The 21,227-nt window shown below is 40.7% G+C and carries 21 protein-coding genes; 9 read left to right on the forward strand and 12 right to left on the reverse strand.

The window, feature by feature from the left end; all coding sequences use genetic code 11:
* Positions 1–276: 276 nt before the first annotated feature.
* Positions 277–1,194, reverse strand: a complete 918-nt coding sequence (locus I595_RS06515) for a hypothetical protein (protein WP_054558561.1) — start codon at positions 1,192–1,194, stop codon at positions 277–279.
* Between the two features lie 186 nt (positions 1,195–1,380).
* Here I595_RS06515 and I595_RS06520 point away from each other — a divergent pair, with 186 nt between their 5' ends.
* Positions 1,381–2,370, forward strand: a complete 990-nt coding sequence (locus tag I595_RS06520) for an NAD(P)H-dependent glycerol-3-phosphate dehydrogenase (RefSeq protein ID WP_054558562.1) — start codon at positions 1,381–1,383, stop codon at positions 2,368–2,370.
* A 95-nt stretch (positions 2,371–2,465) separates the two neighbouring features.
* Here I595_RS06520 and I595_RS06525 read toward each other — a convergent pair whose 3' ends face one another.
* From I595_RS06525 to I595_RS06565, 9 genes are all read right to left on the reverse strand, one after another.
* Positions 2,466–3,512: a carboxypeptidase-like regulatory domain-containing protein gene (locus I595_RS06525; protein WP_172675912.1), complete on the reverse strand. Its 1,047-nt coding sequence runs from the start codon at positions 3,510–3,512 to the stop codon at positions 2,466–2,468.
* 106 nt (positions 3,513–3,618) lie between these two features.
* Positions 3,619–4,128 carry a hypothetical protein gene (locus I595_RS06530; protein ID WP_054558564.1) on the reverse strand — a complete coding sequence of 170 codons (510 nt, stop codon included), beginning with the start codon at positions 4,126–4,128 and terminating at the stop codon, positions 3,619–3,621.
* A gap of 384 nt (positions 4,129–4,512) precedes the next feature.
* Positions 4,513–7,251 carry a carboxypeptidase-like regulatory domain-containing protein gene (locus tag I595_RS06535; protein ID WP_083467507.1) on the reverse strand — a complete coding sequence of 913 codons (2,739 nt, stop codon included), beginning with the start codon at positions 7,249–7,251 and terminating at the stop codon, positions 4,513–4,515.
* 163 nt (positions 7,252–7,414) lie between these two features.
* Positions 7,415–8,125, reverse strand: a complete 711-nt coding sequence (locus I595_RS06540; protein WP_054558565.1) for a GLPGLI family protein — start codon at positions 8,123–8,125, stop codon at positions 7,415–7,417.
* A gap of 628 nt (positions 8,126–8,753) precedes the next feature.
* Positions 8,754–9,473: a GLPGLI family protein gene (locus tag I595_RS06545; protein ID WP_054558566.1), complete on the reverse strand. Its 720-nt coding sequence runs from the start codon at positions 9,471–9,473 to the stop codon at positions 8,754–8,756.
* A gap of 44 nt (positions 9,474–9,517) precedes the next feature.
* Positions 9,518–9,721 (reverse strand): hypothetical protein, encoded by a 204-nt coding sequence (locus tag I595_RS06550; RefSeq protein ID WP_054558567.1) that lies wholly within the window; start codon positions 9,719–9,721, stop codon positions 9,518–9,520.
* Between the two features lie 209 nt (positions 9,722–9,930).
* Positions 9,931–11,601: a glycerol-3-phosphate dehydrogenase/oxidase gene (locus I595_RS06555; RefSeq protein WP_054558568.1), complete on the reverse strand. Its 1,671-nt coding sequence runs from the start codon at positions 11,599–11,601 to the stop codon at positions 9,931–9,933.
* 57 nt (positions 11,602–11,658) lie between these two features.
* Positions 11,659–11,970, reverse strand: a complete 312-nt coding sequence (locus tag I595_RS06560; RefSeq protein WP_054558569.1) for an antibiotic biosynthesis monooxygenase family protein — start codon at positions 11,968–11,970, stop codon at positions 11,659–11,661.
* Positions 11,970–12,326: a hypothetical protein gene (locus tag I595_RS06565; protein WP_054558570.1), complete on the reverse strand. Its 357-nt coding sequence runs from the start codon at positions 12,324–12,326 to the stop codon at positions 11,970–11,972. The genes I595_RS06560 and I595_RS06565 overlap by 1 nt, the downstream gene beginning before the upstream one ends.
* Before the next feature lie 47 nt (positions 12,327–12,373).
* Between I595_RS06565 and I595_RS06570 the strand changes: the two genes are divergently transcribed.
* The 6 genes from I595_RS06570 (at position 12,374) to amaB (ending at position 16,960) form a co-directional block, all read left to right on the forward strand.
* Positions 12,374–12,907, forward strand: coding sequence for a CvpA family protein (locus I595_RS06570; RefSeq protein ID WP_054558571.1), 534 nt, complete (start codon positions 12,374–12,376; stop codon positions 12,905–12,907).
* A gap of 156 nt (positions 12,908–13,063) precedes the next feature.
* Positions 13,064–13,546 carry a CAP domain-containing protein gene (locus I595_RS06575; RefSeq protein ID WP_054558572.1) on the forward strand — a complete coding sequence of 161 codons (483 nt, stop codon included), beginning with the start codon at positions 13,064–13,066 and terminating at the stop codon, positions 13,544–13,546.
* Between the two features lie 270 nt (positions 13,547–13,816).
* Positions 13,817–14,305: a CAP domain-containing protein gene (locus tag I595_RS06580; protein ID WP_054558573.1), complete on the forward strand. Its 489-nt coding sequence runs from the start codon at positions 13,817–13,819 to the stop codon at positions 14,303–14,305.
* A gap of 141 nt (positions 14,306–14,446) precedes the next feature.
* Positions 14,447–14,989 (forward strand): 3-hydroxyanthranilate 3,4-dioxygenase, encoded by a 543-nt coding sequence (locus I595_RS06585; protein ID WP_054558574.1) that lies wholly within the window; start codon positions 14,447–14,449, stop codon positions 14,987–14,989.
* Positions 14,990–15,364 (forward strand): DUF1304 domain-containing protein, encoded by a 375-nt coding sequence (locus I595_RS06590; RefSeq protein WP_054558575.1) that lies wholly within the window; start codon positions 14,990–14,992, stop codon positions 15,362–15,364.
* A gap of 42 nt (positions 15,365–15,406) precedes the next feature.
* Complete coding sequence (gene amaB, locus I595_RS06595) at positions 15,407–16,960, forward strand: L-piperidine-6-carboxylate dehydrogenase (RefSeq protein ID WP_054558576.1); 1,554 nt, start codon at positions 15,407–15,409, stop codon at positions 16,958–16,960.
* A gap of 3 nt (positions 16,961–16,963) precedes the next feature.
* Here the strand turns inward: amaB and I595_RS06600 are convergent, their stop codons facing one another.
* Positions 16,964–17,920, reverse strand: coding sequence for a sugar phosphate isomerase/epimerase family protein (locus I595_RS06600; protein ID WP_054558577.1), 957 nt, complete (start codon positions 17,918–17,920; stop codon positions 16,964–16,966).
* A gap of 762 nt (positions 17,921–18,682) precedes the next feature.
* On the opposite strand from I595_RS06600, the gene I595_RS06605 reads away from it, so the two are divergent.
* Positions 18,683–19,564 carry an OmpA family protein gene (locus tag I595_RS06605; RefSeq protein WP_245628238.1) on the forward strand — a complete coding sequence of 294 codons (882 nt, stop codon included), beginning with the start codon at positions 18,683–18,685 and terminating at the stop codon, positions 19,562–19,564.
* Positions 19,565–19,591: 27 nt separating this feature from the next.
* A complete protein-coding gene (locus I595_RS06610) occupies positions 19,592–20,146 on the forward strand; it encodes a hypothetical protein (RefSeq protein ID WP_054558579.1) in 555 nt (184 codons plus the stop codon).
* 79 nt (positions 20,147–20,225) lie between these two features.
* On the opposite strand, the gene I595_RS06615 is transcribed toward I595_RS06610, so the two are convergent.
* On the reverse strand, positions 20,226–21,221 hold the full coding sequence (locus I595_RS06615) for an acyl-ACP desaturase (protein ID WP_054558580.1): 996 nt from the start codon (positions 21,219–21,221) through the stop codon (positions 20,226–20,228).
* Between the last annotated feature and the right edge of the window lie 6 nt (positions 21,222–21,227).

Below are 21,227 nucleotides of genomic sequence, written 5' to 3' on the forward strand. Positions count from 1 at the left end.
CTAGGTAGTTTCCAAATACCAAAAAACACCATCGCTTCGCTTTAATTAGTGGGGGTTCTAGATGCCTAGGTGATAAGTGGAAGCATTAAACCCAAGGCATGTTTGCCATACTTTAGGTAGCTACCCTTACAGCCTTGCACCAAGCACGTTGGGTTGGCTTGCTTGGGCGGGTTTTATCACATAAAAAAATCGCCCTGAGGATATTGCCCCAGGACGATTACTAACTAAATAACCAACCAAAACTTTTTTTAAAGAGTCGGCCTCTAAGGCCAAACCTTACATCTTGCGCTTTCTTGTCACGTCCATTTTTCTGTTGGAGTGCTTCACCCTTTTTTTGCCCACCTTGTCATCAGACTTTAAGAATTGTATAAAGCCCCTGCCCCCAAACTCATAGACTGTTTCGCTGGCTACGTGGTACAGCTCAATGGTGCTGTCATCTATCACGTACAGTTCAAAATAATCGTCCCCAAGAAAATCATAGTTTAGGGTCAATGTTTTTAGGGTGGGGTCATTGGTGTCAAAAACTTCGTACAGGCCTTCAAAATCCCATTGAAGGTTCACCAATGGCGTTCCCGGCGCGTCTATAGAAGATCTAAAAACACCTCCGTTGTCCCCAAAAAACTGAAGAAAATTCTCTTCATCAAAATCATTTAAGGCACCGGCTGCACTGGTAAACGTTTTTTGCCAAGCATCATACTCCTGCAAGAAATAGGTGATATTATCATAGAATACACGATCATAATCAAAATTTCTTCGCTGGTACCCAATCAAAAGGTACGAGGTGTTAGACCTGGGGTCTACCAATTCTATGGTGTTCTGGTTTACCGCAAAAACGTCCAAGGTCCAGAATCCATCAATATCATGGTTAATTTCTACAACGCCCGGAAGGGTGCGGTACTCGCCCACGTCCAACCCAAACCCACGGCCACTTTTACCAATACCTACAATATTGTTGTTGGCCAATAGTACGCCGTTGTCAAACGTAAGGGTAAACGCACGCTGTACAAATGGTATTTCGCCAGCGCCCCTTGTGGCATTGATGTCTACGTACCACAAATCAAACGATTGCAGCACCTGCTCGGTATTAAAGGCAGATTCCACAATAAAATCGTCTTCAACAATGACCTCCGTATAGCAAGAACTTGCCAACAATGCCACTCCCAGTACTCCAAATAGTAGTTTTCTTGATTTCATATCGCTGTGGTTTTATGGTTCTCCATATACAGAACAAGCAGCGTGCCAAAAAATATAAATAGCTGTTTATCAAATTATTACTACTTATCCTAGTGGTGTTACCTTGGCAAATGATTATACCGAACAACGGTATATCAGCAGAAAAAGATGTTTCTTTGCATTGTAGACCATTAAAAGCCATCTGTATTGAAATTTGCCGTTTTAGGGGGAGGAAGCTGGGCCACGGCCATCGTAAAAATGTTGACCGAAAACTTGGATACGGTACACTGGTACATGCGCAATAATACCGCAATAGACCATATAAGGGCAGAGGGGAACAATCCCAATTATTTAAGTTCCGTGGACCTAAAGGTAAACTCCCTGCAGCTTAGCTGTGATATCAACGAAGCCATCGCCGGGTCCGATTTTTTGATTTTTGCCATTCCGTCCGCTTTTCTCAGCAAGGAGCTGGAAAAAATGACGGTTCCCCTAGCTAATAAAACCATTTTTTCTGCCATTAAGGGCATTGTTCCAGAAACAGGGCTGATCGTGGGCGAACATTTTCACAAAACCTATGATGTACCTTTTGAAAACATTGGTGTGATTACCGGGCCCTGCCATGCAGAAGAGGTGGCCCTGGAACGGTTGTCCTACCTTACCCTAGCCTGCGCAGATGCCTCTAAGGCAGAACTTTTGGCAGACCATTTAAAAAGCCATTACATTAACACCAAGATTTCTGATGATATCATTGGTACGGAATATGCTGCCATGCTCAAGAACATTTATGCCCTTGCGGCCGGTATTGCCCATGGCCTGGGCTATGGAGACAATTTCCAAAGCGTGTTGATGAGCAATGCCATCCGTGAAATGAAACGCTTTATTGGCAAGGTGCATAAGATGAAGCGCAACATTAATGACTCTGCCTATTTGGGCGATCTGTTGGTCACCGGCTATTCTACCTTTAGCCGTAACCGTATGTTTGGCAATATGATCGGTAAAGGCTATACCGTACAGAGTGCGATGATGGAGATGAATATGGTGGCAGAAGGGTATTATGCGACCAAAAGTGCGCACCAATTAATGGCAAGACTGGAAAAAAAATCCAAGACCCCCATTATCAACGCGGTGCATGCCATTCTATACGAAGGCAAAAATCCCAAAAAGACCTTTAAAAAGTTAACGGAGAGGTTGGATTAGGATACCAAAAAATTCTTAAGACTTCTACTATTTTTGGTTGAGGGAAGACACAGCAATCGTTAATTAAAATGAGTCTCTTCTGAAGTGGTCGTTTGCTATTTCTTGATTTGCTCCAGAATCCAATCTGGCAATGGAACAAAGGTTTCATAATCCCAATAGCTTACATTTAAATCATTGGTGAATTCAAGTACACTTTCTGGCATCTTAATATTCTCAAATTCTTCCCTTGGTACCTGATTTTCAAATTTTGGAGTAAATAGGGTAATCCGCTCGTTGATTTTGTTGGTCTTATATCCTTGGTGGTAGTTATAAGCATAACTCTGGTACCATTTAGCTCCAATTTGTTTAAAACCAACCTCGTTTAGTACCTTATCATTTTTATTGTCAAGGATTATTTTTTTTACAATGGCTTTAGTCTCTTTATCTACAAACAAATAGCCTGTACTATAATAACTCGGTTTTTCAGTGCTAAACTTAATTTTAAATACTTTTCTTTTATTGACAAGAGTTACACCTTCAAGCATATAATCGTAACTTTTGGATTTTCCTCTCTTTAAAAAATCTTCACGATACTTAAGAATATTATCGAAATCCAGTTTTTTGGACGCCATAAAACTGTGTTCCTTTAAATCTTCCCTGCCTTTGTTCGTGTACGCTCCTGCCCTTAACTTATTCATTTTATAGCGCGTGGCCAATAACTTGTTTTGAAAAATCTCCGCCGAAAATTCAATGATATGATGTAGCGTGCTATCCGTATCAAACATTACAACCCGATTAAAGATATCAAAGTGCATGGGTTCTACCGCATGGTTTTCCTTAAGCTTTTCAATTGCTTCCAGTATCAGTCCACGACCTGTAATTTCCTTGGCCCCAACGGTAACTTCTTCTAGGGCAAAAGGTGTCGGTTCAATGGCAATTACCATATTATTGCCTGCTTTTGGGATTATTTGTTTGGTTTGGTACCCTACAAAGGAGATGGTAAGGTCACAAGTAGCATCCGCCCAAAAAATAAAACGTCCACTGGAATTACTCATAGTGCCTATAGTAGGCTGATTAGCACAATAGATATTGGCAAAGGCTATGGGGTCTTTTGTTTGTATATCAATGATTTGCCCTTCAAATTTATATTTTTGAGATATCATTGAATTAACGCAAAAAAATAGAAGTAAAAACTCTTTGGGAATAATCATATCAAATCTTTTAAAAAGCTAATCCAAATTTTTTTACAATTTGGATTAGCTAATTTAACTAGGCAGCGATAATAGCCGCTACCACAACAGCAACAGCAGCAGCCCAACATTGTGCCTTACACCAACCTCTTCCTTTAATCTTATTCCCTTCGTCATCAGTAAATTCATCATGACACGAAGCAACACAACTTGATTTATTAGCTAAGCCTATGTTAGCAGACATAGTGGTCTCCCAAAAGTCAGAATTCAGTTGTAAATCATTCATAATATTAACAGTGAATTCAGCTTTAACCAATTGTTCATCACTATTAGATGGCATTGTAAATCTAGCATATCCTATGATTTCATTACCGTTCTCGTCAGTAAAGGTCAACTTAACCGTTTCAACTTCTAGCTCAGCTGTTCCTTTACTGGAGGACTCCGGAGTATAAATGTATTCCTTAGGAATAGTAAACTCCATAAAACTTAGTTCCGCTACTTCTTCCAATGATTCTTGTTTCTCTTCAGTACAAGAAATCCCAAACAGGATAATAAACGACAAACAAATTGGAATAATTACTTTTTTCATTTTCTAAAATTTTAAAGTTAATACTTAGTGTTTTTCTTACTATCAATTAGCGCTAAAATTGAAAAAAAAAAAAGGAAAACCCCCGAATAAAAACCTTAGAATTTCTGGGGTTTTCCTTGAAAATAGGCAGTTTTAACACTATAGTGGCTAGTGGCCAAGTGAGGTTGGGTTCAGTGCCATGGTATGCCTATCATACCAGCTCCCTTTCCAATGAAAAATTGGAATAATCCAAGACCCCCATTATTAACGCGGTACATGCCATTCTCTACGAAGGCAAAAACCCCAAAAAGACCTTTAAAAAGTTAACGGAGAAGTTGGATTAGGCCCCTGCCAACCTCAAAAATGGGTAGAAGCAGAATTTGTGTTGAAACTAGCCCAAGGCACTTATAGTTTATAGGATATTTTAAGAAGTACGATTCTGGGGATGATAAATGTAGTTTGATCACTAATCAGAAAGTCAGAGAAGGAATTTTGCCGTTTGAATTGGGTATTGAAAAGGTTGGTGGACGAAACCTCAAAACCCCAAGGACTATCCTCCTTTTGGTAGAACAGTGAGGCATTGGCCAAATCAAAGGTATTTTGGGTATTTTGGGCAATGTTCTGATAATCTACCCGCCTAAAATCGGCCTTTAATTGAAAGTCTTCCAAAAAATCATAACTCAAGTTGGCAAAAAGCTCACGATTGGTCAATTCATTGGTAAAGGATACCGTAGTGAATATTGAAGGCTGATAGGTGTAACCCATTTCCAGATTTGGGGCTTTTTCAAAAAAAGTTTCCACTTTTCCCGTTAGCGTCAAAGAGCGTGAAATATTCTTGGAAACGTTGTCGTTCACCAATTGAAAAAACTCATTATAGTTTCCCCGTGATTCAACACCTAGTTTTATGGCACCCATTTTTTTACTGAAATTAAAATTACCGCTCCAGCTATTTTCTGGCTCGTTGAACATGGTGTACTGTACAAATTGGTCTATACCGGCCAATAGGGTGGTATTCTTAATGGTCTGTGTCTTTTTGTTGTAAAAAATGCCTGCATTTAGATTCAACCCACGAAAGAGACTAAATTTATAGTAAGAGAGCGAATAAGAATGAAACCGCTCATTAGAAAGGTTTGGGTTGCCCAATAAGACCGTATTAAAAGAGTTGAGCAAAAAATTGCCCATAAGACGATTTGCCCGAGGAAAACGCAGTTGTTGACGGTATCTAAAACGAAGTTTCTGACTGGTATTGAACTCGGCCTCGGCATTTAATTCTGGCAATAATGCCGACGTAGCATTCGTGATCCTGTTGCCCTCCTGAGTATTCCTCCATTGGTAGCTGTGATAGAAAAGTCCTGATTTGACCGTAAATATGCCCGTCAAAAACTTGTACTCCAACCCTAAAAAAGCATCGCTCAACCGATAATCTAAATCATTCCCAAAACCATTGTTTGAAAAATCGTTTATCTCGCCATTGCCCAATACCTGTTCTTCTGCCGTGGTAAAGTCTTCCAATAATACATTGGCACCTACTGTAGTGTAGATGTGGTTAAAGTTGTTGAGCACCCAATAGTCTTTCAATAAAAAATCAAAAGCAGTAGTTTGGGTCCGTTTTTGTTGGCGCACATCAAAAAGGTCAGCATCTTGTAATGGAATTAATCCGGATAAAAAGGCTTGGTCAGTTACCCAATTGGTATTGGGTGTATTTTTTTGGTATGACAAAGTTGTCTCTATGCTAATGGTCTGGCTTTTTGAAAAACGTTTGCTATACTCCACGTTCTGTTTTAGGTCTATGGCGTCCAACTCGGTAACCGTATTAAAGGTATTATCTTGGGTTGGGCTTTGGGTACCAATAGTACCAGTATTATCATTATTGGTCAGTTTCACAAAAGTGTTTGCAGCGAGGTCAGTATCACGATTGGGTTCATGTTCCAATGAGAATTTCCCCAAGACAAAAAAGGTGCCCAAGCTGTTGGTCACCCTTCTATTCTCATCAAAAGGGGCGTTGTCATTGTTGTAGGTGTTTAAAGTCTGCTCTTCGGTCTGTGTATCACTGCTATTGACTATGACAAAGCTGTTGATATCGGTTTTTTTATCAAAGGATTGCCTAAGGTTGAATGCCCCAAAACGATTAATGTTTGCCGTAAAATCATTGTTGCCCAGAAACTGGGCGAAACCGTCGTTGCTGAGTGAAAGATAACCCCTTATGTCGCCCATAAGTTTGCCAAAACCGCCATTGAACTCCAAATAATCGCTCAAGGTAAAAGACTTGACCCCAATATTATTTAGGTCTCCTATAAAATTGACTGTGGTCTTGGGGCTATAATAAAACAAGTTTGGATGAACGATATAGCGGTCTGTTGCACCGCCGCCCACTTCAACGTCTCCAAAGGCAAACTTCTTTTTATCTTCTTTGAGTTTAATATTTAGGGCAAGGTCATCAGAATCTTGCAATCCTTTTAAAAAGCCGATTTTATTGTAATTGTCCAATACCTGTACCTGGTCTACTGCGTCAGCGGGTATATTGTTGACCGCCAGTTTGCTGTTGCCCGTAAAAAAGACTTTGTCCTCTACAAGCACCTTGGTTACTTTTCTGCCCTGTGAAGTTACGTTGCCCTCACGGTCCACTTCAATTCCCGGCAGTTTTTTAAGCACCTCCCGAAGCTTACGTTCTTGTCCGTTGACAAAAGCGTCTGTTTGGTAGGTGATAGTATCATCTTTGACCTCAATGGGAATCTTATATTCCAAGACTACCTCGTCAAGTTCATTGGTCTTTGGGACAAGAACGATGTCTTTGGTCTCGTTTTTTAGGGCGGTATGCTCAAAGACCTGTTTTTCGTAACCTAAATAGCTTACCTCAATACTGTAGGTTTCACCTTGTTGAAGTTTTAAGGCATATGCTCCATCATTATTGGAAATAGAGAACCTCGTATTATTATTATTGGATTTCGGAAATGCCAAAATATTGGAATTGAATAGCCTTCTACTGTTGCTATCAATAATATTGCCTTTTAAAACAACCGTGTATTGCGCTTGGCTAGAGGTAAGGATAAATAAAAACCAAACTAGCTTGAAATAAGGTTTGCTTTGGTACAAATAGGTTTTATAAAAATTCTCTCGATGAATAGGGTTAAAATTGCGTAGCATCCTTAGGTAGCTAGATAATGTTTTTAATCAACTGCACTTGCTCCATGTTTCTTGTAAAACCTTTTCAATTGTGAACTTTGTGCCAAGAGTCTTTACCTTAACAACATCAACCAACCAGTGTCAAGAGGGGCTGCCCTACTTATTTGCTTTTACAAGATGGGTTTTAATTTTGAAATTTGAAATATTCTTTTGCCTTGTTCAAAGCATACTCGTTTAGTTTCTTTTCTGTAATCTTAATGCCCTTTTGGGGAACCTTGATTTTTTGATTGCCAAATTTAATGCTGTAAAGTTGAAATTTTAGGTCATCTTCAAATAATTGGACTATTAATCCGGGAAGGCCAACATATTTCTTTGGCCCAAAGGGTAAATTAATGGATGGAGCAAACCATGCAACGACCTTTTTATTGTTGGTTTGTTCAATTGAAAAAACGGTTGCTGTACCAATTGCTTTTACACATTCAAAATCCCCAATCTTCTTCCTATCTGTAGTTAGCTCCCATTTTAAATCGTTCAAATCATATTCTATTAAAAACAAATCCCCTAAAGTCTGTTTTTGGTTAAGAAGTAAGGTGTTTTTCTTGTAGTAATATTTGCCTTTACCTACAGCTATTATTGCTGGAGTCAAGGTATTGTCAAAATCAGAAATCAAAGATTTGTCTAATTCAAAAGTTGATTCTTGTCCACTAAAAATCAAATGATATTCTAATCTGTCAAGATTTTTGTCAATATTTTCAAAAAGGTAGTTAACCCTACCATTATCTAGTACGGATTTATTCCCTTGCTCTACTTTGTAGATGACTATTCCATTATTTTTTTGAGCAATTATTGAAAAGCTAACAAGAAATAATGTATTAAGTAAAAATCTAATTTTCATAATCATAAAATTTAAATAGGGACTCCCAGAAGTTTTAAGGAATCCCTATTTATTGCATTATGTCCTACTCTTCCATACTTTCACAATCGTTCTTTGCCCAAAGAGCCAAATCAAATGCTTCTTCACAACTCTTACCTCATTGGAGTGTCCCAACAAAAACCAAAGCGGCAAATTCATCACAGTCTTCACTTGGAAGAACAGGACTGTTTTCTAGATTGGCGTTTAAATTTATAACAACCAACATACACGAGAGAAAACTTAAAAAATGTTTCATAATTAAATCTTTAAATTAATAATTAGTGTTTTCCTTACCATCATTTAGCGCTAAAAAGTAAGATTGGTATAAAAATGAAAAAAAAAAAAAGGAAAACCCCCGATTAAAAACCTTAGAATTTCTGGGGTTTTCCTTTAAAATAGGCAGTTTTAACACTATTGTGGCTAGTGGGCAGGTAAGGTTGGGTTCAGTGCCATGGTATGCCGATCATACCAGCTCCCTTTCCAATGAAAAATGTTAAAATCCAAGACCCCATCATCAACGTAGCGCATGCCATTCTATACGAAGGTAAAAATGCCATTAGAATTTTTGAAAAGCCAATGTAAACGTTAGATTGGGGTCCTCATCTTATTTTCAACCTCTCTTTTTAATTTCTGCCATATTAGCATCCAATATTTTGTAATAATCTTCAAAAGTCATTTCCTTAGAACCTTTGGGAAATTTAATAGAAATTTTTTTTTCTTCTACTTCTTTGAATTTATAAACTATATTATCCCGATGCATTTCAAGGATAAGACCAGGAAGACCATTGTAACCTAGAGGTCCAAAAGAATAAGGAAGTTCTGGCGCGAACCATACATCAATCTTTTCAACATAATTACTCCCCAATTTTCTCGTGGTCGTTGCTTTTATAACCTTGAACTTACCAATATATTTAGTCTTGTTCAATATTTCCCATTTCACTTCTTCATTTAAAATTAATATTGTCAAAGGGTTTGAGTCAAGTAAAGCAACTCTTTTAATAGTATCTCCTTTTTTTGTGTGCCAAACCTCATTACCAGAGCAAAAGCCTGTTGCCAATTTATACGATAGAGGGTTTATATCATCTCTAACCAATTGCTCAGATTGCTTAAAAATGGACTCACCACCGTCAATCATCAATTGAAATTCAAAATCCGACATAATATCGGAAACCATCATAGACATTTCTTGGGCCTCAGTGTCCCTCATTTCTTCTAAATCAAACTTTGTCTCAATAGTATACGTTATGCTTAAAGATTTTTGACTAAAAACAGTTTTAAATGAGATTAAGAAAAAAAAAGTTAAGATGATCTTGTATTCAGGCAATTTCATATAAGTTCTTTAAAAGGAAGACCAAATGGCCTTCCCGTTTTAATTCATTTTATTCCACAACCACATCTTTCGTAAATGCACCAGTTATAAGCTAATGCAAACAGATCAGGTCTACCTTTGGTCAATTTAGCTGCTATGCTCACACAAGATTCAAAAGGTAAATCCTCTTTTTCATTGACATTGGTTCCGGCGTTAACGCTAGCCGAAAAAGTTAAAAACAATACAACCACTCCAAAAATTCTTTTCATTTTCTCAAAATTTGAAAGTTAATAATTAGTGTTTTCCTTACCATCATTTAGCGCTAAAAAGTAAGATTGGTGTAAAGTTGAAAAAAAAAAAAGGAAAACCCCCGATTAAAAACCTTAGAATTTCTGGGGTTTTCCTTTAAAATAGGCAGTTTTAACACTATTGTGGCTAGTGGGCAGGTGAGGTTGGGTTAAGTGCCATGGTATGCCGATCATACCAGCTCCCTTTCCAATGAAAAATTGGAATGCATCTCCAGCTCATGTTCCATCTGTTGTTTAAAGGCCAATAGCTGGGCATCATCATACCCAAATGCGGTTTTAAAATCTAACAGCAAAGCATCTAAGTATTCCCTAACACTTTCTATATTAAAATACAACCTACCGGTTCTGCGGATAAAGAAATCCATTGGGTTGGTCACCATCTCATGTGCAATGCCAAATTGGAGTTCTGCACGGATCATCGCCAAATACAACTCTTGGTCCTTAAAGCCTTGGTAAAGCTCAAGAATCTGCTCTGTCTGCTTACCATAATTGGTCACCAAAAACCAGGCATCGTATTCGGTAAAGCCGTCTGGTTGCAAACGGTCGTAAATTTCCTTAATGTATTTTTTAACGTGTTTAAACTTTTTAAAATCGCTTCCGCAAAGCGGGATGGTATCCGTTATGCAAGGGTTTACCTTCTTGCCCTGTTCTTCCATCTGCTTGGTAATACGATTGACCACCCGCTCTGCCATTTTGCGGTACCCGGTAAGTTTGCCTCCGGCAATACTGATCAATCCTGTATCCGAGGTAAAAATTTCATCCTTACGGGACAGTTCTGAGGCAGATTTTCCTTCTTCATGGATCAAGGGCCGTACCCCCGCCCAGGAGGAGATGATATCTTCCATCTCTAGCTCAATGTCGGGAAACATATTGTTAACGGCCGATATTAAGTAAATGGCATCGGCCAGATCGGTCCTGATGTCATCCTTGTCCAAATTATAATTGGTGTCCGTGGTGCCCACATAGGTGACTTTTCCCCTTGGGATAGCGAACATCATTCGCCCATCCGGGATATCAAAATAGACAGATTGCTTTACGGGAAGTTTTTCATAGGGGAATACCAGATGCACCCCCTTGGTAAGATGCAGGCGTTTTCCCTTCTTGGAATTGTTGGTGCTTCTAAGTTCATCTACCCAGGGTCCTGCGGCACTAATCACGTAATTTGCTTGTATGGTAAAGGTTTCACCACCCAATTGATCTTCAACCGTTACGCCGGCCACCTTGTCATCGGTATACAAAAAATCGGTGACTTTGGCATAATTCAGGGCTTTTGCCCCATAGGCCAAACTGGTTTTGATGTTCTCTATGGTCAAACGGGCATCATCTGTGCGGTATTCCGCATAAAAACCGGCCCCATTGAGTATTTTCTTGGGCAACAGCGGTTCTAATTTTAACGCTTCCTTCTTGCCCAACATCTGCCGTTTGTCCTCCCCGGTGACCTGTGCCAAGATATCGTACACCTTAAGCCCAATACTGGTTAGCCACTTGCCGTAAGAGCCTCCCTCAATGAGCGGAAGCAGCATTTTTTCCGGCAATACCAAATGGGGCGCCAATTTGTGCACAATGGCACGTTCCGAACCTACTTCTTTTACCAGCCAAAAATCGAACTGTTTTAGGTACCTGAGCCCACCATGTATCAACTTGGTGGACTTGCTGCTGGTGCCCGATGCAAAATCTCCCTTTTCCAATAAGGCTACCTTTAAACCGCGCGAAGCTGCATCCAGGGCAATGCCCCCGCCTGTGATGCCCCCTCCAATGACAACAAGGTCAAAGGTTTCTTTTGAAAGCTCTTTAATGGTTTTGGACCGGTCTAGACCAGAAAAACGGACGGGTGTAATCATATGGCAATTTTTAATGCAAATTTACAAAATAGCTGAAGGTGTGGCAATCTGTTGGCATTATGGTTGTGTAAACTCGTACTCCCTTTCTACCCTACATATCCTTACTTTATACCAGCTATACCAAACGTTTTTGCCCTGTTGTTGCGCAAATTGGTGGTCTGCTTGGGATTTCCATTGGGCCATGGCTTCCAGGTTCTCCCAGTAACTTACCGTAATGCCCATCTGCTCTTGGGCGGTTTCCATCCCCAAAAATCCGGGCTGCTTCTTCGCCAGCTCCTCCATGGCCTTGGCCATTGCGGCATAACCGCTGCGGTTGCCCGTTTTGGTACTGGTAAAGATTGCGGCGTAATAGGGCGGTTTAGGGGACATTAATCAATATACTTCTTATCCAAAAAATAGCTTACCAAGGCTTCTTTCATAAGCACAGACTGTTCCCCGGCCTTTAAGGGGGGTAATTCTTCCTTTACCTTGTAGTGGGGCCAACCTTCGTCATCAAAAAACTCAAACTCATAAAACCCATAGGGTTCCAATAATTTGCAAATGGCAATGTGCATAAGGTTAACCTTCTCATCCTTTTTAAATTTACGGTTAAGTTGTCCCAGTTCCTGTACCCCTACCAGATAAATTATAGCGTCCAGCTCTAGGTGGTCCCCATCGGCAAATTGTGCAGATAATTTATCTACCAACAGCTGCCAGCGTTCTTTTAGGATGATGTCTCTTGCCATAGTGCAAAGGTACAATCCTATGGCTTATATTTGTTTAAAACCACCGTATGAGTTTTATAGACATTGTACTGGGAATCTTACTGGCCTTAGGTCTATATAAGGGCCTCAAAAATGGCCTGTTTGTAGAACTGGCCTCATTGGTTGCCCTTATTGCAGGTATTTATGGTGCCATTCACTTCTCCTACATTGCCGGCGACTACATGGCAGCGCAAATGGATTGGGACCAAAAATATATTAAGATTACCGCTTTTCTCATCACGTTTGTCGCCATTATCCTATTGGTACATTTTGCCGGAAAACTTTTGACAAAAATTGCCGACTTTGCCATGCTGGGCATTTTAAACAAAATTGCCGGCGGTATCTTTGGAACCTTAAAGGTGGCCATTATCCTAGGCGCATTGCTCCTGTTTTTTGAAAAGGCCACGGCCTCCTTTGATTTTGTCAGTAAAGACACCCAAGAGGCCTCTATTTTCTACACGCCTGTCCGTGATATTGGCGCCTTTGTTTTTAGCCTTGTCTTTAAGGACGCACCAGAGAATCTACTGGACCCAGAAAACCAAACACAGGCAGACCCGTTGTAACATGCGCCATTCTTCGGGAAAAAACAACTTTTTGCCGAAAAACATAAAAAGAAAGTGCCCTCTACAAAAAATTGGATTATTATGCATGTGCAAAGGATTTAGAACACCCTTTGCCGTCCCCAATCCATTACCTGGACTGCCCAAAAAGAACACTATATGAAAAAGGCAGTTTCACTACTAAAATTGACTGTAGTAGCTATGTTGCTATGTACAGCTTGCTCCCAAGAATCCGTTGGTGAGTTATCCACTATTGAAAGTATTAGCGTGCCAGAATTTGAGGCCCAATTGTTGGTTAAGGTCAATGAACACCGTGCATCCCTAGGCCTGTCACCGCTCCAAAATAACGCTGCTGCCTACCAAGAGGCCAGTAGCCATAACGACTATATGATCGGCAGGGGAAATATTAGCCATGATAATTTTGAGCAACGCGCATCGCGCATCGTATTGGAAACATTTGCCAAAGAAGTGGGCGAGAACGTGGCTTGGAACCATGCAACCGTTAATCTTGCCTTGGAAGGCTGGCTAAAAAGTCCTCCGCACAAATCCACACTTGAAGGGGCATATACCCACACGGCCATTAGCATCAAAAAGGATAGCAATGGCACCCTGTATTACACACAGATTTTTATACAGCAGTAAATACCTCCTTTCATCGATATTCCTATCCGTTGGTCCGTTTATCGATACCTTTCCCCGGAGCAATGGTCCAAATGCGTCGGTGAAACGCCTTTTTTTCCATAAACTGACCTATAATTTCGATGTTCCTAAAGGTGCAGTTCGTCGAATGACCCAATAATGACGCCTGCTTACCAGTCAACGAAGTTTTTGTAAAATCAAGGGGTTTTACTCTGGGCAACACCTTCCTTCATCTACTTTTATCCCCAGAACGTATTAAAAGAGTCCCCTAAAATGAAAATAAAAAATATATGTACTGTATTTGTAATTCTCTTATTGTGGAGTTGTAGTGAGGGAGGTACGGAAACCGATGCCTTGTACGCAGAGGTACAACTACAGGAATTGAATATATCTGTTGAAGAACAAGAATTGTTTGATTTAGTAAACGAATACCGGATAGCCAACGGACTAAATGCCCTAGGCTATGAACCTGAGGTGTATTCCATAGCGGAAGAACATACCAATTTTATGATTGGGGAAAACAAGGTAAGCCACAGTGGTTTTGAGCAGAGGGCAACAGAAGTTGCAGCGGCCACAAATGCCGTATTTGTAGGTGAAAATGTAGCCAAAAACTTTCCTGAACCGCAACAGGCATTAAACGGATGGTTAAAAAGTAACAGCCACAAAAAAACCTTGACAGGGCAATATACCCACACCACTATCTGTATTAAGGCCAATGACCAAGGAAAGCTTTTTTATACGCAGCTTTTCATTAGAAAATAATATTTAGGACCTATTTAAATTGTTTTGGAGTATTTTGAGTTATCATTTTAAATTGATTTTTGGTTAAGAAAAGCCCATGAAAATGGGCTTTTTCTTTTTTGAACTTGTGGGTTTGTTTTTTGTAACTTTCGAGAAAAAACAATGGGCATTACACCACCATTTAACCTTAACCAATGGATCGATGAACATAGGCATTTATTAAAACCGCCCGTTGGCAATAAAAACCTATATAAAGATGCTGGGGATTATATTGTAATGATTGTTGCGGGACCCAATGCCAGAAAAGACTATCACTATAATGAGACAGAGGAGCTGTTCTACCAACTTGAAGGGCATATTGAGGTACATGTTCAAGAAAATGGACAAAAGAAAACCATGAAATTGGGGCCTGGGGATATGTACCTACATCCAGCCAAGATTCCCCATTCTCCGGTGCGTCATAAAGGTTCCATTGGACTGGTCATAGAGCGCAAACGAAATCACATGAATGTGGATGATGGGCTTTTGTGGTTCTGCGACAACTGCAACCATAAACTCTACGAGGCTTATTTTACCTTAAACGATATTGAAAAGGATTTTTTGGCCCATTTTAAGCATTTTTATAGCTCTCAGGAACTAAGAACCTGTGCCAAGTGCGGGACAGAAATGCCGGCAGACGAAAGATTTATTTCAACAGAAAGTTAAATGGGGTTTACACTGCAATTGCTTATTGGTTTGGTGGCAATGCTTCATTTTTACTTTATGTACCTAGAAATGTTTGCTTGGACCACCAAGGCCAAAAAAATATTTCGCAAATTCCCCAAAGACCTTTTTGAGCCTACAAAGGTTCTTGCGGCAAATCAAGGCCTCTACAATGGGTTCTTGGCCGCAGGTCTGGTTTGCTCCCTTTTCATTACGGATTTGGAATGGCAACAGAACAGTGCCCTCTTCTTTCTTAGCTGTGTTGCCATAGCAGGGATTTATGGTGGGCTCTCCGTTTCCAAAAAAATCTTTTTTATTCAAGGGGTTCCTGCCCTAGTTGGCGTTCTTATGCTTCTTATCACAATTTATTCTTCGTAAATTTGTGAAAATCACAACAATATTCATCTTTAAAGTTATAAAATGTCAGAAATAGCAAAAAGCTTCGGAATTCATGGTGCGCTGCAACAACTGGGGGTACGGTTGGAAAACCCTGGAACATCCACAGGTTCCAAGACCTTTGGTTCAGGAGAATACTTTAGTTCACATTCACCAGTGGATGGGCAACTTATTGGTAAGGTCACCCAAACCACGGTAGATGAATATGCAAAGGTGATGGAAAAGGCAAGCAGCGCATTTTTGGAATGGAGACTGCTGCCTGCGCCACAACGAGGGGAAATCGTAAGACGATTTGGGGAAAAACTAAGGGAGCTAAAAGAGCCTTTAGGGAAACTGGTTTCTTATGAGATGGGAAAATCATACCAAGAAGGGTTGGGAGAAGTCCAAGAAATGATTGATATCTGCGATTTTGCGGTAGGACTTTCCAGGCAATTACATGGACTTACCATGCATTCCGAAAGACCGGGCCACCGTATGTACGAACAGTACCATCCATTGGGTATTGTTGGTATTATTTCCGCTTTTAATTTTCCTGTGGCCGTTTGGGCATGGAATACCGCGCTCGCTTGGGTCTGTGGTGATGTTTGTGTTTGGAAACCATCGGAAAAAACACCGCTTTGCGGTATCGCCTGCCAAAACATTATAGCGGATGTACTTAAAAAAAACAACCTTCCGGAAGGAATTTCCTGCTTGATCAACGGCGATTATAAAGTGGGTGAAATGATGACCGCGGACCAACATATTCCATTGGTCTCCGCAACCGGATCTATTAGAATGGGCAAAATTGTTGCCCAAGCTGTAGCTGCCCGTTTGGGCAAATCCTTATTGGAACTTGGAGGCAACAATGCCATCATCGTTACCCCGGACGCAGACATTAAGATGACCGTCATTGGGGCTGTCTTTGGCGCTGTGGGCACTGCAGGTCAGCGGTGTACTTCAACAAGGCGTTTAATTGTGCACGAATCTATGTATGACCGAGTAAAAAACGCCATAGTTGATGCCTATAAACAGTTAAAAATTGGGAATCCTTTAGATGAAAACATGCATGTAGGGCCGCTAATTGATACTGATGCCGTGGCCATGTACGAAGCTTCCCTAAGAAAAGTGGTACAGGAAGGGGGGAAGGTCCTTGTTGAAGGCGAGGTTCTTAACGGTGCTGGTTTTGAAAGTGGTTGTTACGTAAAACCTGCTATTGTGGAGGCAGAAAATTCCTATGAAACGGTTCAGGAGGAGACCTTTGCTCCCATACTCTATCTACTAAAATATTCAGGAAACGTAGAAAATGCCATCGCACAACAAAATGGGGTGGTTCAGGGATTATCCTCCGCAATAATGACCAACAACCTTAGGGAGGCAGAACGTTTTCTCTCCGTGGCCGGAAGTGACTGTGGCATTGCCAACGTGAACATAGGAACCTCCGGTGCGGAAATCGGCGGTGCCTTTGGTGGTGAAAAAGAAACCGGCGGAGGTCGGGAGAGTGGTTCAGATGCTTGGAAAATCTATATGCGCCGCCAGACCAATACCATCAACTACACTACGGAACTTCCATTGGCACAGGGCATTAAGTTTAATTTATAAGCTTTAGCCCATTGCTTTAAGGTTATTGTATGAATTTCTTAAAGTTTCCTTGGGATCAGGCGCTAGGTCACGTTCTAAATAATAGTGTTCTACGCCTGTTTTTTTGGCCGTTTGGATAATTGCTTTGATATCATATACCCCATCCCCTGGATCGCTCATCAATGGAAAGCCCGCCATCCACTGGTCAGAAGTTTGCCCGTCACCAGAAAACCGAAAAGGCTTGGCAGCGTCTTTTAGGTGCAACAACTTGTACTTTTCTGGATATTTTTCCAAATAACGAACAGGGTCTGCGCCTGCCGCTTGCATCCAAAAGATATCTAACTCAAAGGCAACCTTACCGTTTTCCGTGTTTTCCAACAAATAATCCATGGGTACCTGCCCATCCAAAACCATATGTTCATAACCATGGTTGTGATAAACAAATTGTATGTCGTACCCTGCCATCTTTTCTCCGAAACCATTAAATTCTTCTGCGTATCTTTTGTAATGATCTAAGCTATGTTTATCCCCCTGTATTGCGGGTAGTACCAGATACTTTGTTTTTAACTCTGAAACCTTATCAAGCATATGATCAAGGCCATTTCTTAAGGTGTCTAAATCTGTATGCATGGAAGGTGCGATAAGACCATAATCCGCCAACATGTTCTTCACCTCTTTAATTTGATAGCCATAAAAGGCATCATTTTTTATACCGAGCATGGGTTTTATCTGGTTCCATCTATCTTTGGCAAACTGGGTGCTAAAATCATAGGGGCCAAAGAATTCCACTTCGCGATAGCCAAGTTCTGAAATTAGCGCCAAAGCACTTTTTAAATCATCGTCCACCCATTTGGCAATGGTAAACAACTGTACCCCTAAGGTGATGTTAGATTCAAGAAAACTGCTGGCCCGTAAAGGATGTGATAGTAAAGCCGCACCGGTCCCAAGTCCAATTGTCTTTATGTACGATCTTCTGTTCATGATTGTTTTTGTTGAATATACGACAGCGGAACTCCAAAAACAAAAAACCGATATCCTTACGGAATACCGGTTTTCAAACCAACTTAACTAACTCAAACTTCAGGATTTTGAGATGTATTGCAATGCCGTGACTTTGCCGGGAGCAATATTTTTCGAAGTAAAATTCCTAAAATTTACGGGCAACTATGGTTGCTAACGTATAATTGGTACCAATAGCTGTATAAATGGTACTTTGGCTAGTGGTGTTTCCTTTAAGATTTATGGTGCATGTACATTTAGCAATAAACTGCGCCAACAACATACAACTAAGTTTTGGGTGGACTCAAAAACAGTTAAACCAACCCTATAGTGAGGTTGAAGTGGCTCCAAAAACCAGGCTAAAACCCCTTGTTCATTTTTACCTGCGTAGACAACGAATTAGCGCGTTGATTTTCAGGAACTAAAAGTGGTACCAAGAACGGGTAAAAAAGCCAACGTTTTAATTCCAACAGTGAATACGTGCTTTCCATTGAGTTTAAATGTTACTTCTTATCTCTATATCCTACACTCCAATTGACAACATTTTTAAAAATGCACAATGGGTTAACCTAAAAAGGCAATCCTCCTTATGATTGTTGGTCTGTATATATTGACAATTGGTAAACTATTGATTTACAATTATTTCATACCTATTCTACAGTCTTTTAACATTTTTTTTATATTTTGCCCATCGAACACTAATGAATAAGTAATATGTCTAGAAACTTTCCATACCTCTTAGGTATGATTATTACGATTGCAACGGGCACTTTTCTTTATTTTTCCCTTTGTAGCGACTGTCAATTGGCCGCTGCGGAACCGGAAAAGGTGATAGAGGAAGACGCAGTGGTGGCAACCCCAGATCCAACTTCTTTTCCGTTTGCGGTAGCGGATGGGGATTTTGAACTTAACGTAAATGACAATTTTAATTTTGACTTGTCTAACTACGGAATTTTGGTGCCTTTAACGGAAAACCTTAAAGGCGGTATCAGCAACTTGGTCAACTTTTTAAAAGAAAACCAAACTAAAGTCATTAACATTACAGGCTTGTACAGGAGCGATGAGGAAAATCCCTCGGCATTTCCAAATCTTGGCCTTGCACGGGCCACAGCAGTTAAAAATTATTTGGTGGAACAAGGCATATCGTCTGCACAAACCAACACCTTTGGTAAATTGATGGAAAATCTGATTCCTGATGGGAATACACTTCGTGGCCCCGTTACTTTTAACCTCTCCGAAGGAGCCAATGTGGAAAACGAGGACCTAAAGGCCTTATACGATGAGATTAAAGCCAACCCGTTGGTGCTTTATTTTAATACCGGTGAGGCGGCCATTAACCTTAGTCTAGAGCAACGCCAGAAAGTGGCCAAAATAGCACGCTATTTGGATAAAGTTCCGGATGCAGGCTGTGACGTTATTGGGCATACGGATAATACGGGAAGCCGTGCCACCAACCTTGCCCTGGGCAAAGAACGAGCAGATTTTGCCAAATCCTACCTGGTTAGAAACGGCATTACAGCAGAGAAAATCAATTCCCTTTCAAAAGGTCCAGATGCCCCAATTGCATCCAATGGCACGGAGGAAGGCCGTTCTAAAAATAGGCGTACCGTCATTACTTTACATTAACAATACTAACTTTTAAAAACAGAAAAAATGAATTTTGATAATATTTGGTGCTGGTTAATTCCACTATTGGTTGGAGCTATTTGTGGGCTTTTGGGATATTTATGGGGCAAAGGTCAACGCAAAGAAGTTGACGTAATTGACAATTCTGCGGAATTAAAAGCATTGTCCGATAAAAACGCAAAATTACAGGCAGATTTAGATGCATGTAATGCCAGTCTTAAAGCAAAACCAGTTGCTGCACCATCAGTTGCCTCCCCACTCGCAGCGGGAGCCGCTGCACTTGCATTTGATGCCAACGCGGCCAAAGCTGTATTTGGCAAGAAAATTAAGCAAGATGATCTTAAAATTGTAGAAGGCATAGGGCCTAAAATAGAACAGCTGTTTAATGCGGAGGGCATCAACACTTGGTTGGAACTGTCCAATACGGCGGTGTCCAAATGTCAAGAAATCTTGGATAAGGGCGGAAAGCGCTATCAGGTACACGATCCAGGTTCTTGGCCCTTACAGGCTAAAATGGCTTACAAGGGAGAATGGAAACAATTGGCAAAGTGGCAAGATGAGCATAAGGGCGGTAAACTTTAAACTACCGTTTAATACCAATTAGTAGCAAAAAAACCCGGTCTATACCGGGTTTTTTCATTAAGAATACCAATAGCTGACACTACATCATCCCGTTGGCCTCTACCCATTTAAATTGATATTGGTCATTACCAAACTGCATCCGCTCAGAAATGCGTTGTAATCTGGCGGGTAACTTCATGAGATAGTCCCTGGCTTTCTCCGCCTGGTCGTTTAGTTGCCTTAGGTTGCCCAAATCCCAATAGGCATTCAACTTTTCCAGAATATCAATATAGTCCTGGGCCGTATATACTCCCAATCTCTGGGCGCAGTTGGAAAACAGCTCAAATGCCGTTCCTATTTCCCCGCCGGACTCCCTTAAAAAATGTGCAGGCATGACAATTTTCTTTTTCATCATATCGGCAAAGGCCAATACCATTCCGTTTGGATCTTGTCCTAAAATGGTCTTTACAAATTCCCTGTAGGCCAAATGGTGGCGCATCTCATCCCCTGCGATAATAGTGCACATTTTGCCCAAAAGCGTATTTCCTTTTTTCTTGGCCATTTGTCCTACCCTTTTATGGGAAATATTGGTAGCTAATTCCTGAAAAGTGGTATACACAAAGTTCTTGTAGGGATCTCTATCCGTACCAATATCAAAGCCATCCGCTATTAAGTGTTGAGTGGTAATCTCTATCTCGCGCATGTTCACCCTTCCAGAAAGGTACAGGTATTTGTTGAGCACATCGCCATGCCTATTTTCCTCCGCGGTCCAGGCACGCACCCATTTAGACCATCCGTTGTCTTGTCCGGAATGTTGATCAATCCCCTCCACATCCATTAACCAACTCTCATAGGTTGGCAATGCTTCTTCCGTAATGGTATCTGCCACCAAGGTGACCCAAAAATCATAGCCCAATTCCTTGGCTTCCTCCCTTAGCTGTGTAATTTCATCAAAAAAACCGTCTCCCTCTGGATTTGGCAAAAAATCCGTAGGCTGCCATATTTTTTCTATGGGCACCAAAAACTCTTCCATGAACCCCTGTACTTTAGGTTCTATGGCCTGCATAACTTCCAATCGTATGTTCTTTATAGACATATACTT

The organism is Croceitalea dokdonensis DOKDO 023 (assembly GCF_001306415.1).
Classification (GTDB): domain Bacteria; phylum Bacteroidota; class Bacteroidia; order Flavobacteriales; family Flavobacteriaceae; genus Croceitalea; species Croceitalea dokdonensis.

Coding starts and splice junctions, on each gene's coding strand:
- I595_RS06515 (WP_054558561.1), bottom strand. CDS start 1,194: ATGAAATCAAGAAAACTACTATTTGGAGTACTGGGAGTGGCATTGTTG.
- I595_RS06525 (WP_172675912.1), bottom strand. CDS start 3,512: ATGATATCTCAAAAATATAAATTTGAAGGGCAAATCATTGATATACAA.
- I595_RS06530 (WP_054558564.1), bottom strand. CDS start 4,128: ATGAAAAAAGTAATTATTCCAATTTGTTTGTCGTTTATTATCCTGTTT.
- I595_RS06535 (WP_083467507.1), bottom strand. CDS start 7,251: ATGCTACGCAATTTTAACCCTATTCATCGAGAGAATTTTTATAAAACC.
- I595_RS06540 (WP_054558565.1), bottom strand. CDS start 8,125: ATGAAAATTAGATTTTTACTTAATACATTATTTCTTGTTAGCTTTTCA.
- I595_RS06545 (WP_054558566.1), bottom strand. CDS start 9,473: ATGAAATTGCCTGAATACAAGATCATCTTAACTTTTTTTTTCTTAATC.
- I595_RS06550 (WP_054558567.1), bottom strand. CDS start 9,721: ATGAAAAGAATTTTTGGAGTGGTTGTATTGTTTTTAACTTTTTCGGCT.
- I595_RS06555 (WP_054558568.1), bottom strand. CDS start 11,601: ATGATTACACCCGTCCGTTTTTCTGGTCTAGACCGGTCCAAAACCATT.
- I595_RS06560 (WP_054558569.1), bottom strand. CDS start 11,970: ATGTCCCCTAAACCGCCCTATTACGCCGCAATCTTTACCAGTACCAAA.
- I595_RS06565 (WP_054558570.1), bottom strand. CDS start 12,326: ATGGCAAGAGACATCATCCTAAAAGAACGCTGGCAGCTGTTGGTAGAT.
- I595_RS06570 (WP_054558571.1), top strand. CDS start 12,374: ATGAGTTTTATAGACATTGTACTGGGAATCTTACTGGCCTTAGGTCTA.
- I595_RS06575 (WP_054558572.1), top strand. CDS start 13,064: ATGAAAAAGGCAGTTTCACTACTAAAATTGACTGTAGTAGCTATGTTG.
- I595_RS06580 (WP_054558573.1), top strand. CDS start 13,817: ATGAAAATAAAAAATATATGTACTGTATTTGTAATTCTCTTATTGTGG.
- I595_RS06585 (WP_054558574.1), top strand. CDS start 14,447: ATGGGCATTACACCACCATTTAACCTTAACCAATGGATCGATGAACAT.
- I595_RS06590 (WP_054558575.1), top strand. CDS start 14,990: ATGGGGTTTACACTGCAATTGCTTATTGGTTTGGTGGCAATGCTTCAT.
- amaB (WP_054558576.1), top strand. CDS start 15,407: ATGTCAGAAATAGCAAAAAGCTTCGGAATTCATGGTGCGCTGCAACAA.
- I595_RS06600 (WP_054558577.1), bottom strand. CDS start 17,920: ATGAACAGAAGATCGTACATAAAGACAATTGGACTTGGGACCGGTGCG.
- I595_RS06605 (WP_245628238.1), top strand. CDS start 18,683: ATGATTATTACGATTGCAACGGGCACTTTTCTTTATTTTTCCCTTTGT.
- I595_RS06610 (WP_054558579.1), top strand. CDS start 19,592: ATGAATTTTGATAATATTTGGTGCTGGTTAATTCCACTATTGGTTGGA.
- I595_RS06615 (WP_054558580.1), bottom strand. CDS start 21,221: ATGTCTATAAAGAACATACGATTGGAAGTTATGCAGGCCATAGAACCT.